The sequence below is a fragment of the Mesorhizobium sp. M6A.T.Cr.TU.014.01.1.1 genome, assembly GCF_004022765.1.
Taxonomy (GTDB): domain Bacteria; phylum Pseudomonadota; class Alphaproteobacteria; order Rhizobiales; family Rhizobiaceae; genus Mesorhizobium; species Mesorhizobium mediterraneum.
Window position 1 is genome coordinate 1 of record NZ_RZPG01000123.1, and the last position, 419, is coordinate 419.

Annotated in this window: 1 protein-coding gene; it reads left to right on the top strand. The window is 65.9% G+C overall.

Going from position 1 to position 419, the window contains the following annotated elements:
• Positions 1-418 (top strand): nucleoside deaminase (locus EN885_RS33240; protein ID WP_164897991.1); only part of this gene is annotated, 418 nt, incomplete at its 5' end.
• Position 419: the final 1 nt, after the last annotated feature.

Here is a 419-nt window from a genome sequence, read left to right on the forward strand (position 1 = left end):
CGACACGGCGGCGCATGGGCACCATCCCTTCGGTTGCGTGCTGGTCGGGCCGGACGATCGCGTGCTGATGCGGCAGGGCAATCTCGACACGGTGCGCCATGCCGAGACGGAGCTCGCCCGGCGCGCGGCGGCGGCCTACGAGCCGGAGTTCCTGTGGCAATGCACGCTGGTCTCAACCTTCGAGCCGTGCGCCATGTGCGCCGGCACGATGTATTGGGCCAATATCGGGCGGCTGGTTTACGGGATCGAGGAGACCGAGCTGCTGGCGCTCACCGGGGATCACGCTGAGAATCCGACGATGAGCCTCTCTTCGCGCACCGTCCTCGGCTCCGGCCAGAAAAAGATCGAGGTCTTTGGCCCCTTCCCCGAAATCGCCGACGAATTGCTCGCACCGCACCGCGATTTCTGGAAGCGTTGAC